At 72.3% G+C, this 13,642-nt stretch carries 14 protein-coding genes; 7 read left to right on the top strand and 7 right to left on the bottom strand.

All coding sequences use genetic code 11. The annotated features are described in order from the left end of the window. Positions 1-3: 3 nt before the first annotated feature. Entirely contained in the window at positions 4-1,059 is a 1,056-nt protein-coding gene (locus HNR25_RS20960; RefSeq protein ID WP_312862661.1) for a sugar kinase, read from the bottom strand. 131 nt (positions 1,060-1,190) lie between these two features. Between HNR25_RS20960 and HNR25_RS20955 the strand changes: the two genes are divergently transcribed. From HNR25_RS20955 to HNR25_RS20945, 3 genes are all read left to right on the top strand, one after another. After that, positions 1,191-2,477, top strand: coding sequence for an amidohydrolase/deacetylase family metallohydrolase (locus tag HNR25_RS20955; protein WP_184637948.1), 1,287 nt, complete (start codon positions 1,191-1,193; stop codon positions 2,475-2,477). Between the two features lie 178 nt (positions 2,478-2,655). After that, a complete protein-coding gene (locus tag HNR25_RS20950) occupies positions 2,656-3,993 on the top strand; it encodes an alanine racemase (protein ID WP_184637946.1) in 1,338 nt (445 codons plus the stop codon). A gap of 70 nt (positions 3,994-4,063) precedes the next feature. After that, positions 4,064-4,441 (top strand): RidA family protein, encoded by a 378-nt coding sequence (locus HNR25_RS20945; protein ID WP_184637944.1) that lies wholly within the window; start codon positions 4,064-4,066, stop codon positions 4,439-4,441. Positions 4,442-4,473: 32 nt separating this feature from the next. On the opposite strand, the gene HNR25_RS20940 is transcribed toward HNR25_RS20945, so the two are convergent. Continuing rightward, a complete protein-coding gene (locus HNR25_RS20940; protein WP_184637942.1) occupies positions 4,474-5,310 on the bottom strand; it encodes a DeoR/GlpR family DNA-binding transcription regulator in 837 nt (278 codons plus the stop codon). Positions 5,311-5,915: 605 nt separating this feature from the next. Here HNR25_RS20940 and HNR25_RS20935 point away from each other — a divergent pair. Then, the gene (locus tag HNR25_RS20935) at positions 5,916-7,598 is read left to right on the top strand and encodes a sodium:solute symporter family protein (RefSeq protein WP_184637940.1); all 1,683 of its coding nucleotides are present in this window, start codon (positions 5,916-5,918) and stop codon (positions 7,596-7,598) included. A 51-nt stretch (positions 7,599-7,649) separates the two neighbouring features. Then, positions 7,650-7,934, top strand: coding sequence for a hypothetical protein (locus HNR25_RS20930; protein WP_184637937.1), 285 nt, complete (start codon positions 7,650-7,652; stop codon positions 7,932-7,934). A gap of 262 nt (positions 7,935-8,196) precedes the next feature. Here the strand turns inward: HNR25_RS20930 and HNR25_RS20925 are convergent, their stop codons facing one another. Genes HNR25_RS20925 through HNR25_RS20905 form a run of 5 tightly spaced genes read right to left on the bottom strand, consistent with a single transcriptional unit; the run spans position 8,197 to position 11,323 of the window. Then, on the bottom strand, positions 8,197-9,096 hold the full coding sequence (locus tag HNR25_RS20925; RefSeq protein WP_184637935.1) for a hypothetical protein: 900 nt from the start codon (positions 9,094-9,096) through the stop codon (positions 8,197-8,199). Next, a complete protein-coding gene (locus HNR25_RS20920) occupies positions 9,093-10,010 on the bottom strand; it encodes an ABC transporter ATP-binding protein (protein WP_184637934.1) in 918 nt (305 codons plus the stop codon). The genes HNR25_RS20925 and HNR25_RS20920 overlap by 4 nt, the downstream gene beginning before the upstream one ends. Further along, positions 10,007-10,204, bottom strand: coding sequence for a PLDc N-terminal domain-containing protein (locus HNR25_RS20915; RefSeq protein WP_184637932.1), 198 nt, complete (start codon positions 10,202-10,204; stop codon positions 10,007-10,009). Before HNR25_RS20915 ends, HNR25_RS20920 begins: the two co-directional genes overlap by 4 nt. Positions 10,205-10,232: 28 nt before the next feature. Then, positions 10,233-10,931, bottom strand: a complete 699-nt coding sequence (locus tag HNR25_RS20910) for a hypothetical protein (RefSeq protein WP_184637930.1) — start codon at positions 10,929-10,931, stop codon at positions 10,233-10,235. Then, positions 10,928-11,323: a metalloregulator ArsR/SmtB family transcription factor gene (locus tag HNR25_RS20905; RefSeq protein ID WP_184637928.1), complete on the bottom strand. Its 396-nt coding sequence runs from the start codon at positions 11,321-11,323 to the stop codon at positions 10,928-10,930. Before HNR25_RS20905 ends, HNR25_RS20910 begins: the two co-directional genes overlap by 4 nt. Positions 11,324-11,618: 295 nt before the next feature. Between HNR25_RS20905 and HNR25_RS20900 the strand changes: the two genes are divergently transcribed. Together HNR25_RS20900 and HNR25_RS20895 are read left to right on the top strand one after the other, a co-directional pair. Then, on the top strand, positions 11,619-12,878 hold the full coding sequence (locus tag HNR25_RS20900) for a sensor histidine kinase (RefSeq protein ID WP_246463794.1): 1,260 nt from the start codon (positions 11,619-11,621) through the stop codon (positions 12,876-12,878). Beyond that, positions 12,875-13,588 carry a response regulator gene (locus tag HNR25_RS20895; protein WP_184637926.1) on the top strand — a complete coding sequence of 238 codons (714 nt, stop codon included), beginning with the start codon at positions 12,875-12,877 and terminating at the stop codon, positions 13,586-13,588. The genes HNR25_RS20900 and HNR25_RS20895 overlap by 4 nt, the downstream gene beginning before the upstream one ends. Positions 13,589-13,642 lie beyond the last annotated feature (54 nt).

The raw sequence follows: 13,642 nt of genomic DNA, 5'->3' as shown, positions 1-13,642 counted from the left end.
TCCCTACTCCGCCGGCGGCCGCGGGCCGCCGTCCGGCGGGGTACGCGTGCCCTCCGGCTGCGGTCCCGCCGGGGCGAGCCCGCCCTCCCAGACCGCTCCGCCCGCGGTTTCGGAGCGGGGCGGGATGTCGGCGGGCACCTGCAGCGCCGCCCCGGCCAGCCGGGCCCCCTCGGCCAGGCACTCCTGCACCGGTCGCTCGGTGAGCAGTCCGTGCAGCACGCCCGCCGCGAACGCGTCGCCCGCGCCCGTGGGCTCGACGACGCCGACCGCCGGCGCGGGTTCGTGCACGCGCTCGTCGGCGCGGAACGCCGTGGCGCCCCGGGCGCCCTGCTTCACCACGACCAGTCCGGGGCCCTCCAGCACATCGCGCACCTGCTCGGGGGACTCGGCACCCCACAGAGCCGCGGCCTCGTCCAGACCGCAGAATACGACGTCGGCGCGCCGGGCCGCCTGCAGCACCGATTCGGCCTCGGCGGGACCGTGCAGGGCGGGCCGGTAGTTGACGTCGAAGCTGCGCAGGGTGCCCGGAACGGCGCCGTCGAGCAGGCCGTCGACGAGTTCGCGGCAACTGGGCGAGAGCACCGCGGTGATCCCGGTGGTGTGCACCACCCGCGGCCGCGCGGCGCGCACGCGCCCGGCGTCGGGGCCGCCCAGCGCGGAGGCGGCCGATCCGGCGCGGTAATAGCGGACGCGGGTGCCGCCGGCGCCGTCGGGCTCTTTGACGTAGAGGCCGGTGCGGCGATCGGGGTCCGTGCGCACCCGGCAGTGCACGCCTTCGGCGTCCAGCCGCGCCCGGATGTGGCGCCCGAACGCGTCGTCGCCCACGGCGCTGTGCCAGGCGACCCGGTGTCCGGAGCGCGCCAGGTGGACGGCGACGTTGGACTCGGCACCGCCGATCTCCAACCGGTATCCGGGCGCGGAGTCCCCGACGGCGCCGGCGGTTCCCGGATCGGGGGTGGCGGGGTCGGGCACCAGCAGCGCCATGGTCTCGCCGACACAGACCGCCTCGGCCCCGCCGGCGGCCGCCGTCCCGTCGCCGGACCCGTGCTCACCGCTCACGCGGGACCTCCCGTCCGCTCCGCCCGGAGCGGAGATGTATTGACCGTGATCTCGGCGAAATGCTAAGCAATCTGATGACACATACGCAACATTGCTGCATATGACGCAGCATTGACCGGGGGGATTCCGGGATGTGGGATCTGCTGCTGCGCGGGGGGCGCGTCATCGACCCCGCTTCGGGGCTGGACGCGATCGCCGACGTCGCGGTACGGCAGGGGCGCGTCGCCGAGGTGCGGCAGCACGACCCGGACGCCGCCGCTCCCGACCCTCCGGCGACCCGCGGCGCCGCGACCGACGTCGTCGACGCGACCGGCCTCCTGGTCACCCCGGGCCTGGTCGACATGCACACCCACATCTGGCACGGCGCCACCTACTGGGGCCTGGACCCCGACCCCGTCGCCTGGCGCACCGGCGTCACCACGTGGGTCGACGCGGGATCGGCGGGCGCCTACAGCATGGACGGCCTGCGCCGCTTCGCCGCCGAGCCGGCGCGGGTGCGCGTGCACGCGCTGATCAACGTCTCGGCCCTGGGCCTGGTGGCCGAGACCGGCGAGCACCACGCGCTGGACAACCTCGACGTCGATACCGCCGCCGCCGTCGCCGCCCGCAACGGCGAATTCGTACGCGGGGTCAAGGCGCGCATCGACGCCCGCACCGTCGGCGCCCACGGCCTCGAACCGCTGCGCCGCGCCGCCGCGCTCGCCCGTCGCCTGGAGCGCCCGCTGATGGTGCACGTCGGCTACGGGCCGCCGACGATCGCCGATATCGCTCCCCTGCTGGCCGAAGGCGACATCCTGACGCATTGCGCATCGGGCTGCCCCGACGACCTGGTCGCCGACGGCCGGCTGACCGACGCCGCGCTCCGGGCCAGGGACGCCGGAGCCGTCTTCGATCTCGGCCACGGATCCGGCGCGCTGGCCTTCGACGTCCTGGAAACCGAACTCGCCGCGGGCATACACCCCACCGCCTCTTCCGACCTGCACATCCGCTCGGTATACGGCCCGGCGTTCGACCTGCCCACGGTCATGGCCAAGCTGGTCGCCGCCGGCGCGGACCTGCCCGACGCGGTCGCCGCCGCCACCGTGCGCCCGGCGCGGGCGCTGGGCCTGGACGCCGGCACGCTGGCGCCGGGCGCCGCGGCCGACATCGCCGTCTTCGACCTGGAACAGGGCCGCTTCCCGGTCGTCGACGTGCACGGCACCGCACGCGCGTCGCCGATCCGGCTCACCAACGCGGCCACCTACGTCGGCGGGCGCCTGCTGCCCCCGTGCACGGCGGAGCCCCCTCCGCCGTGGATCCCCCTCAGCGGGGCCCAGCGCCGCGCCGAGGACGAGCGCGTGCAGCGCACCCGCGCGGCGGTGCGCCGCCTGGAACGCCCCGAGGACTTCGACGAACCCTTCCCCCGGGGCGGCACGTGACCGCCGGGCCCGGATCCGCCCGCGCCGGCGCCGGCCCACCGGACCCGGCGCCCGTTCCGCACCGCCGCTGGGGCGTCTACCCGCGCCCGCAGCCGCCGACCGCCGACACTCGCCGTGAAGGGAGGGAGGCGGCGCGCGCCCCGCACACCGCATAGCGGGGCGGCACGCCGCACACCCCATGACCGATTCCGCTACCGCATCCGCCGGGCCCGCGGCCGGGGCGCCGCCTTCGCCTCTGGCCGGCGCGGGGCTGCCCGCCGGCCCGCTGGCCGCGCTCGACGCCGAACCGGTCGAGGCGCGCTCCCTGCCGCAGAGCCCGATCAGCGCCGCGCAGGTCCGCGCGGCCGGGCTGACCCGCGGCGACCTCTGGCTGCCCGCCGTCGTCCTGCACGAGGAACCGCTGCGCCACAACCTCGACCGGTTCGCCCGCTGGTGCGGCGACCGCGGCGCCGCGCTGGCCCCGCACGGCAAGACCACCATGTCGCCGCACCTGTGGTCGGCCCAGCTCGACCGCGGCGCCTGGGGCCTGACCGCCGCCACGGTCGACCAGGCCCGCGTCATGCGCCGTTTCGGCGCCGACCGGGTGCTGATCGCCAACGAGGTCGTCGATCCGGGCCAGCTCGACTGGCTGGCCCGGGCCCTGGACGATCCCGGGTTCACACCGATGTGCCTGGTCGACTCCGACGCCGGCGTCGAAGCGATGGAGCGCGCGCTGGATGCGGCGCCGCGCCCGCTGCCCGTGCTGCTGGAGCTGGGCGTGTCCGGCCGCCGCACCGGGGTGCGCGCCCCGGACGACGCGCTGGCGCTCGCCCGCCGCGTGGCGGCCTGCCCGCGGCTGGACCTGGTGGGCGTCGAGGCCTACGAGGGCGTGTTCCCGCAGCGCCGCGACGGCGACGCGCCCGAACGCGCCCGCGCGTGGCTGAGTGTGCTGGCCGACGTCGCCGAACGCGCCGACGCCGAAGGGCTGTTCGCCGCCGCCGACGAGATCGTCGTCACCGCCGGCGGCAGCGCCTACCCCGACCTCGCCGCGGACGCGCTCGCCGCGCTGCCGCACCTGTCGCGCCCGCTGCGGCCGCTGGTGCGGTCGGGCTGCTACCTCACCCACGACGACATGTTCATGGAGCGCGCTTCCCCACTGCGCAGCGGCGCCGACCCCGACCCGCTGCGTCCGGCGCTGACCTGCTACGCCCGGGTGCTGTCCTGCCCGGAACCGGGGCGGGCGCTGCTAGGGGCGGGCAAGCGCGACGCCTCCTTCGACATCGACCTGCCCCAGCCCCGGGCGGTGCTGCGCGGCGGCGCACGCCTCCCGGTGACCGGCGGGGTGCGCGTAGTCGAGCTCAACGACCACCACGCCTTCCTCGACGTGGACGCCGCGGCCGGCGATGCCGCGCCGCGTGTGGGCGACGTGGTGGAGCTGGGCCTGTCGCACCCGTGCACGGTCTTCGACAAGTGGCCGCTGATCCCGGTACTCGACGACCGCGACCGGGTGGTCGACGCCGTCCGCTGCCTGTTCTGACCCGCGGGGCCGGTGACCGCCGGCCCGCGCACCGGTACCCGTACAGACGAGAGAAAGGGGCGATACAGCCATGGCCAGACGCGTGATCAGTACATCCGGAGCCGCCCCTCCGGGCGGCCCCTACTCCCAGGGCGTCGTCGCCGGCGACTTCGTCTACCTCTCCGGAGCGACCCCGCACCGCCGGGACCGCTCGCTGGTCGAGGGCCCGTTCGCCGACCAGGCCCGCACCACGTTCGACAATCTCGCGGCGGTCGCCGAGGCGGCCGGGGCGAGCCTGGCCGACGCGGTCCGGGTCGGGGTATACCTGCGCGATCTGCAGGACTTCGCGGCGATGAACGAACTGTTCGCCGAGTACTTCCCCAGCGAACCGCCGGCCCGCACCACGCTGCAGGCCGACCTTCCCGGTTTCGCCGTCGAGGTCGACGCGGTCCTCTACCGGCCGTCCTGACCGCACGCGCCGGGGGCGCCGGCCGGCACCGCTCAGCCGCTGCGCGGGCTCGGCGGCACCGGGCCGCCACCGGCGCGGTCGGCACCTCCGTCCTCCGCGGCGTCGGCCACGACCAGTCCGCCCGCCTGTTCGGACACCCGGCGCCGCGCATCGTCGTCCAGCCCCGCGTCGGTGACCAGAACGTCGCAGCGCTCCAGCGGCGCGATGGTGCACAGTCCGACCGTGCCCCACTTGGTGTGGTCGGCCACGACCACGAGTTTGCGCGCGGCCTCGACCAGCGCCCGGTCGGTCTCGCCCTCCATCAGGTTGGGCGTGGTCAGGCCCGCCCGCGCGTCCATCCCGTGCACGCCCAGAACCAGGGTGTCCAGGTGCAGGCTGCGTAGGGCGGAGACGGCGAGCGGGCCCACGAGCGCGTCGGAGGGGGTGCGGAAGCCGCCGGTCAGGACGACGGTCTGGTCGGGGCGGGGCGCGCTGTAGAAGACGTCGGCCACCCGCAGGCAGTTGGTGACGACGGTCAGGCCGGGAACGTCGCGCAGCCGGTGGGCGACGGCGCAGGTGGTCGTGCCGGCCGACAGGCCGATGGCGCTGTCGGGCTCGATCAGCCGGGCGGCGGCCGCGGCGATGGCCCGCTTCTCGGCCTCCTGGCGGGCCGCGTTGGCTTCGAAGCCCGGTTCTTCGGTGCTGTGCCGGTGCGGCGCGACGGCCCCGCCGTGGACCTTGCGCAGCAGACCGCGCCCTTCCAGCGCGTCCAGGTCGCGGCGCACCGTCATGTCGGAGACGTCGAGGCTCTCGACGAGTTCGGTGACCCGCACCCCGCCGGCGCTGCGTACCTGGTCGAGGATCAGTGCCTGTCGCTGCGCGGCCAGCATCGCGTCCTCCGTCGTGGCGGGCCGGCGCCGCGGAGGGCGCACCGCCGGTTACGCGCGCGGCCGTGCGGACCGCGCTGCCGTGTTGGAATGTGTTGGGATCATAGCGACATATCGCACATTCGTGTCAAGACCCACCGAGATACGTACCGTCCGGTCGGCCTGTCCGGCGCTCCGCCGCAGGCAGACCCCGCGACGGGCGAGCGAGGCGTGTCAGAACCGGGCGCCGATACCCCCTCGTGCCAGGCTTGACACACCTGCACTCGTGCACGAGGGTCACTCCGAATGTGGGTTAATGTTCGATTTCGTGAGAAATTGACTCCACAGCTACACCACAACCGAACAGGGGTCCACGGCACGGACGCGCGGGCCGGCCCACTCCGGGACGCCGCGCGCCGTGCCGGGTCCGCCGCCCGCGTCCGCCGGCGGGTTACGGGGCACCGCTGCCGATCGCACACGGTGCCGTTCCCCGCCCGCGACCGCGGGTAGCCGAGCACGACCCCGCCCGCTCCGCCGGGCCCCGGCCCGCACGCCGACCGACCGCGGGCCGGTCGGCCCGTACCCCGCTCCACTGGGAGGACCAACGTGTTCAGAGAGGACCGGCCGAAGTGATCGCCCTAGCACAAGAGCCACTGCGGCTGGACGCCAACGCCGTCGACTACACCCTGCTCGCGGTCTACTTCGCGTTCGTACTCGGTATCGGCTTCCTGGCCCGCCGCTCGGTGTCCACCAGCCTCGACTTCTTCCTGTCGGGACGGTCGCTGCCGGCATGGGTGACGGGGTTGGCGTTCATCGCGGCCAACCTCGGCGCCATCGAGATCATCGGGATGTCGGCCAACGGCGCCAACTACGGCATGCCGACCATGCACTACTTCTGGATCGGCGCCGTACCGGCGATGCTGTTCCTCGGCCTGGTGATGATGCCGTTCTACTACGGCTCCAAGGTCCGCAGCGTCCCCGAGTTCATGAACCGGCGCTTCGGCACGGCCGCGCACCTGGTCAACGGCCTCAGCTTCGCGCTCGCCCAGATCCTGATCGCCGGCATCAACCTGTTCCTGCTGGCCACCATCGTCAACGCGCTGCTGGGTTGGCCACTGTGGGTGTCGCTGCTGCTCGCCGCCCTGATCGTGCTCAGCTACACCGCGCTGGGCGGGCTCTCCGCGGCCATCTACAACGAGGTCCTGCAGTTCTTCGTCATCGTGGCCGCGCTGACACCGCTCACCATCGCCGGGCTGAACCGCGTCGGCGGCTGGGAAGGCCTGGTCGACAAGGTCACCGCTTCCCCCGGCGGAAGCGAACAGCTGTCGGCCTGGCCCGGCACCGAGATGACCGGATTCAGCAGCGACATCCTCAGCGTCTTCGGCATCGTCATGGGCCTGGGCTTCGTCCTGGCCTTCGGCTACTGGACCACCAACTTCGTCGAAGTCCAGCGCGCCATGGCCTCCAAGAGCATGTCGGCCGCCATGCGCACGCCCATCATCGGCGCGTTCCCGAAGCTGCTCATCCCCTTCATCGTGGTCGTGCCCGGCATGATCGCGGGCGTGTCCGCCTCGGAGATGGTGGCGCTCAAGGCCGGCGAGAACGCCGACGTCGAATACAACGACGCCATCCTGCTGCTCATGCGCGACCTGCTGCCCAACGGGCTGCTCGGCGTCGCGCTCGCGGGCCTGCTCGCGTCGTTCATGGCGGGGATGGCCGCCAACCTCAGCTCGTTCAACACGGTCTTCACCTATGACATCTGGCAGACCTACATCGTCCGGAACCGGCCCGACTCCTACTACCTGAAGATGGGGCCGTGGGTGACGGTGGTCGCCACCGTCGGCGCCGTGGGAACGGCCTACATCGCGTCGGGTTACTCCAACCTGATGGACTACCTCCAGCAGCTGTTCTCGTTCTTCAACGCGCCCCTGTTCGCCACGTTCCTCCTGGGCATGTACTGGAAGCGGATGACGCCGCACGCCGGCTGGAGCGGTCTGGTCTCCGGTACCGCGGCGGCCATCGCGGTCTTCGTCCTCGGCGAGACCGGGGTGCTCCCCCTGTCGGCGCAGGGCACGAGCTTCGTGGGCGCCGGCGCCGCGTTCGTCGTCGATATCCTGGTCAGCGTCGTGGTCAGCATGTTCACCCGGCCCAAGCCCGACTCCGAGCTGGTCGGCCTGGTGCACTCGCTGACTCCGCGGGAGTCGCGCCGCGCGTCGCACTCGGGCGAGGACTCCGGGTGGTACCGCCGCCCGGGTGTGCTGGCGGCCATCGTCGTGGTTCTGGTCATCGCTCTGAACATCATCTTCGGCTAAGCCCTGCAGGGCGGAACCGATGCCGAGCAACGCTGCCAAGGAGGCAATCCGATGAGTGCTGACGGCTCCGGAGGCGAACCGCGCGAGGTCCCCAAGGCCGCCAAGGCCTTCGACATCCGGACGGTCATCGCGCTGCTGTTCGCCATCTACGGCGTGGTCCTGATCGCCATGGGCTTCATCCTTCCCCCGGAGGAGGCCCACCGCGACGGCGCGAACCTGAATCTGTGGGCGGGTCTGGGAATGTTCGTGTTCAGCGTCCTGATGGGCGTCTGGGTACTCCTAGCCCCCCTGAAGGTCCCCGACACGGCCGACGAGGGCTCCGGCTCGCAGAGCTGATCCCCGGCACATCGCGGCCGCCGGGCGTTCGGACCCTGTGCAGGGTCCGAACACCCGGCGGCCGTTTTCGTATTTCGCGCTTTCACTAATTCGGAATACACGGAAATTGGACGTTTCCCAGCAATTGCCCGCCCCATCGACTGCTGAACGCACGCACCGCGGGGGCGCAGAGGGCATATTTCTCTACCCCATCCCGCAAAAGAGGCCGACCCGGTGGCGGCCCGTTCCCCGCCGCCACCGGGTGTCTGTTCCTCGCTCGCGGTCAGATCTCGCGGCGCCCCAGCAGCCCGACGGCGGCGGTCAGGCACACCGCCGTCGCGGCGGCCGTGACCCCCAGAGCAGGGAAGTAGTCGGCGGTGGAGGCGTCGTGCAGCAGGCCCGCTTGGGCCCCGATCAGGGTCGACGGGATCCACGGCGCCGCGGACGGCCACAGGGCCAAGGCAGGCAGGCCCAGGAGCAGCAGGGCCGGCAGCGAGATGACCGCCGCCAGTCCGCGGAACAGTGCTGCGGCCAAGGCCACCAGGGCGACCGCGAACGCGAGGTAGCAGGCGACGAACATGGAGCCCAGCACCATCGGTCCTGCCGGTACCGTGCCGATCATCACCGTCGTCTGATACCAGGTGAGCCCCGCTCCCAGCAGATAGGCCGCGATCATGCCGATCGTGACCACGGTGTAGCGGGGCAGCACCAGCGCGGCGGCCGAGCCCACCCGGGTCCGGTAGAACAGGGCCAGGGAGGGCCGGGCGTCGAGGGCCAGCGTCGCCGCGGACACTACGACCACGGCCAGCACGCCCAATCCGATGGAGTTGTCCACGAACGTCGCCACGCTCTCCGAAGGTTGGGGCGGCGGCAGTTCGGCAGCCGGCTCCGGGTTCGTCTGCGTGATGATCTCGTTGGCGTACATGGCCATGAACGGACCGGTCATGCCGAAGACGGCGAAGAGCGCGGCCGCGGCGAGCAATCGGAAGGAGCGCAGCAGGCGCAGCACCTCCAGGCGCCACAGCCCGATCGGCCGACGGCGAGCCGCGTGCCCCTCCGCTGTCGCGTGCCCGCCTGCCGATCCGCTGTCGTCAGGCCCTCCGGTATTGCCGGCCGAGGCGCGCGCCGCGGCGGGTTCGCTTCCCGCCCGGGCCGCGGCCCCGGGTGCCGACCGCCCGCTCACGTCGCCTCCTCCTGCGTGAGCGACATGAACGCCGCCTCCAATCGCGCGTCGCAGGGCACCATGCTCGTCAGGGCGATCCCCTCGCGGACCAGGAGTGCCGGTATGCCCGTCTCGCCGGATGGCACCGAATCGGCGTCGACGACGACGGTGTCTCCCCCGGCCTCCTCCGCCGAGACGACCCACGGCTCGGCGGCGAGCAGCTCGCGCACCTCCGCGGCAGCCCGGCCGCGTACCCGGAGTTCCCAGCTGGGGCGCACGTGCTGTGCGAGCAGCTCATCGACCGCCCCCTGGTACACCAGCCGGCCGGCGCGCAGTACGGCGACGTCGTCGCAGACGCGCTGCACGTCGGTGAGGAGGTGGCTGGAGAAGACCATCGTGGTCTCGCCGCGCAGGGCGGAGACCAGGTCGAGCACGTCTGCACGGCCCTGGGGGTCCAGTCCGGCGGCGGGTTCGTCCAGGATAAGCAGTCGGGGGCGCTGGATCAGAGCGGCCGCCATGCCCAACCGCTGTTTCATGCCCCGGGAGAAACCCCGGGTGCGGCGGTCGGCGGCTGCGCTCATCCCGACCCGCTCCACGAGCGTGGACACCTCTTCAGGCGCGGGCCGGATTCCCGCAAGCCCGGCCGCAGAGGCCACCACCTCCGCGGCCGTCAGCCAGGGCTCGAACTCGGGGACATCGGGGCACACGGCGATACTCGATCGCGCGTAGGAGTGCTCGATCCGGCCCTTGCCCGGAGTCCGCATCCCCGAAAGCAGCATCAACAAGGTTGTTTTTCCCGCGCCGTTCAATCCGACGAGTCCGAACGCTCCTCCCTCGGGCACCCGGAGGTCGACGTCGAAGACGCCTGCGCCGCCTCCGTAGTCCCGCTCCAGTGCGTGGGTGGCCACCGCGCAGCCGCCGACTCCCGGGCTCATCGGTCCCGCCCCAGCACGAGGTAGAGGATGCCGCCCCACGGTGTGGCGAGAAGGCAGATGAGGGCCCACGTCCACTTCGGCAGGTGCCGCACCGATGTGCTCCGGTACAGGTCGAACAGGCAGAACGCAGCGAAGCCCAGCGTCAGCAGCAGGTAGGGCGCCAGCGCCGCAAGCACGATCTCGGTGTCGTTCATCGGCTTCCTTCGTCGGTCGGGGGAAGGCTCAGGTCATCCGGCGCAGAGTCAGCACGAACATGAGTCCGTAGACGGCGATGACGAGCAGTGCGGCCGCGATCGCCACCGGCATGGGCGGAAGGAACAGCGCTCCGACGGCGGCCGCGGCGCCGACCGCCATCATCACCGCCCCGCCCGCGCGTTGGGACTGCTGCCAGGCGGACGCCAAGGCCGCGGCACCCCGGTCGGACGGCATTCGGGACGGGCCGATCTTGGGCAGCATGTTTCCCAGCCCCATCAGCAGTCCCCCCACGGCGACGCCGACGGTGCGGTCGAAGGCGACGTCGTAGCCGGCGAAGTTCGCCAGCGTCGCCGCGTGGAGGAGAAGCAAGAACGGCGACAGCAGGGAGAAGAGCGCGTCCATCGCCCATCGGCGCGTGCGCGCCGGCGGCGCCGACCCGATTCCGAGCCGACTCTGGGCAGCGGTACCGGCGCGGACCGATACCGCCATAACCGCTGCGATGAAGGCGAGCGCGGCCGGGAAGGCGGCTGCAACGAGCAGGCGCGGCACCTGTGTTCCCGACCGGCCGCCGCCGGCCTCGCGCGTGGTGACGGTCTCGGGTATGCGGTCCCACAGCGCCCAGCCGACGGCGAGCATCGCGGCGAGGCACAGGGCGGTGATCACGATCCCGCGCCAGGGCGGCCGTTCCGGAGCGGTCTCGGAGCTGGTCCGGTCGAAAGCGGTCATGCCGTCTCCTTGTCGCGGTTTCGGCGGCGGGCTTCTTCGGGGTCCATCCCTGAGATCCGGTGTACGGGCGTTCCGTCGACGATGCGGTGGCCGATCGGGGACTCGGCTCCGGGCTCCTCCGGCGCGCCGCGCCCGAGCAGGTGGAGGATGCCGTGCAGCACGTCCTCCATCACCGTCAGGTTGACGCGGTACCAGATGGTGGTTCCACTGCGTTCACCCACCACCAGATTGGCGCCCTTGAGCACGTTCAGGTGACCGGAGAGCGTCGGTTTTCGCATATCCAGCCGATCGGCGATCTCTCCGGCCGACAGGCATCCGCGATCGCCGAGCAGACGGAGCACCTCGCGGCGCCTCGGGTGCGCCAAAGCCTCGAACGTTCGGTTGACGGACATTCCACTGCACCCCCGGGGTGGAGTCTTCACGAACGCGAACACCGCCGGAGCGCCGGTCAGAGCTCTTTCGCCGCCGGGGCCGCAGGTGTCGGCCGCCGCCCGCTGGGGAATCCGCTGTCGTGGGGACCATAGGAAAGGCCGCGCCGCGCCGGCATCGCGCTCGGGTCATGGAGAAGGCATCCCGCTGTCGACCGACGCAGGGCACCGGGCATGACTGTGGTCATGGGGCCAATACATGAGCCGGGTGTGCCTCCGAGCAGCTGCCTGCGGGCGGGCTGCGGGCTAGTCTCGAACCATGAGCGACGGCGGAACCCCCCGAGATCTGAGTCGTTGGATCGAGTTCAGCGGCTCCGGGCCGCCGCGGGTCCTGAACGTCTTCTTCTGGGGCACCGCGATGCTGGTGCTGGCGGTCCACGTCAACGCGATTCTGGGCGAGGGAACCACCATCGCGCCCGATTGGGTGCTGGCCGACGGCCTGCTCGCCTCCGGCCTGCTGTCGATGGTGCCGATCTGCGTGCTGTGGCCGCTGCTCGCCTGGCACCGCTCCGCCTCGGCCCCGCGAAAGGCCGCCTCCTGCGTCTTCCTCTTCTCGGCCCTGCTGCCCCTGCCCATCGGGGGGATCGCCGCGGTGATCCTCGTCAGCCTGTCCATCGGCAACGCCGCGGCCGTGTTCGGTATGGCGGGCGGTATCGGCTACGCGGCCTCCGCCACGCTGTTCGCCTTGGCCGTCAGCCTGGCCAATCCGGCTCTTTCCCTGGTGAACGCGCTGGCGAGCAGTTCGGTGATGCTCTTCCTGTGCCTGGCGATGCTCGTGGTGTTCGGTGCGCTGATGCAGGCATGGCGCCGGGCGGAGGAGACGCGCCGACTACTCGCCGAACTGGAGCGCGCCCATGGCGAGCTGCGCCGCTACGCCGAGCGGACCCGCGAACTGACGGTGGCCGAGGAGCGCGCCCGCATGGCGCGGGAGATGCACGATTCCATCGGCCATTACCTGACGATCGTCAACATGGGCTTGGCGAACGCGCAGCGATTCCGCTCGGCACGGCCCGATGACGCCTGGCAGGAGGTCTCCGATGCCCAGGCTCTGACCCAGGAGGCCCTGGCTGACGCGCGCCGGTGGGTGCGAGCGCTCAAGCCGCTGCAACTGGACGGCCGGGCGGGCATCGAGGCGATGCGCGCGCTGGCGCAGTCGTTCTCGGGTGCGGGGGCGGCAGTGCGGTTCAACTCCCTCGGCCGGTGGCCCGACACCGACGAGGCGACCGAGCTGATCTGCTACCGCACGCTGCAAGAAGGCATCACCAACGCGCTGCGCCACTCCGACGCCGATCGGATCGAAGCGGTGGTGGACTGCACCGGTGAAGAAGTCGATCTCAGCGTGATCGACAACGGCGGCGGCGCAGCCGGCGCCGCAGAAGGGTTCGGACTGAGCGGGCTGCGCGAGCGCGTCGAGGAAGCCGGGGGGCGCCTCCTGGCCCGCAGCCCGGCCGAAGGCGGCTTCGAACTGGTGGCGAGCGTCCCTGTGGAGAACAGGGGTGCGGAACGGGAGCCGGCGTGACTCGAGAGGCCGTGCGCGTGTTCATCGTCGACGACCAGGTCCTGCTGCGCCACGGGCTACGCAAGCTGCTGGAGGTCGAGGAGGACGTCGAGATCGTCGGCGACGCCGCCGACGGCGTCGAAGCGCTGGAGTTCCTGTGGACGGCCGACGACGGCGAGCGGCCCGATGTGGCGCTGGTCGACGCACGCATGCCGCGTATGGACGGTGTCGCGCTGATCGAGCGACTGACGGAGCAGTACCCGCGCGTCTCCGCGGTCGTCCTGACCACCTTCGACGACGACTACATCTTCGGCGGAATGCACGCCGGCGCCAGGGGGTACCTGCTCAAGGACACCCCTCCGGACGAACTGGTCTCAGCGATCCGCCGCGCGGCCCGCGGGGAGACGGTGCTGGGCGGCGCGGCCGCCCAGCGCATCGTCGGCGCGCTGTTCGACGATTCCGCGAGCGGAGCCGCCGCGCGCCGCGACTACGGCGCCGACTCCGGCGAAGGCGATCGAACGTCCGCTGAGTCCGCCGCGGACACGGGACTGTCCGAACGCGAGGCGGAGGTCGCACGCCTGGTGGGCACCGGCGCTTCCAACCGGGAGATCGCCCGCACGCTGTTCATCACCGAGGGCACCGCCAAAAACCACGTCACCAGCATTCTGCGCAAGCTGGACCTGCGCGACCGCACCCAGCTGGCGGTGTGGGTGAACCGCCCTCAGCACTGACCGCGGGGCCGCCTCTTCTGGCATCCGCCGCCGCGCTCCGGCGGAGCCCGCGAC

Origin of the sequence: Streptomonospora salina (assembly GCF_014204715.1) — a bacterium.
GTDB lineage: Bacteria > Actinomycetota > Actinomycetes > Streptosporangiales > Streptosporangiaceae > Streptomonospora > Streptomonospora salina.
This window is presented reverse-complemented; position numbering and strand designations above follow the sequence as displayed.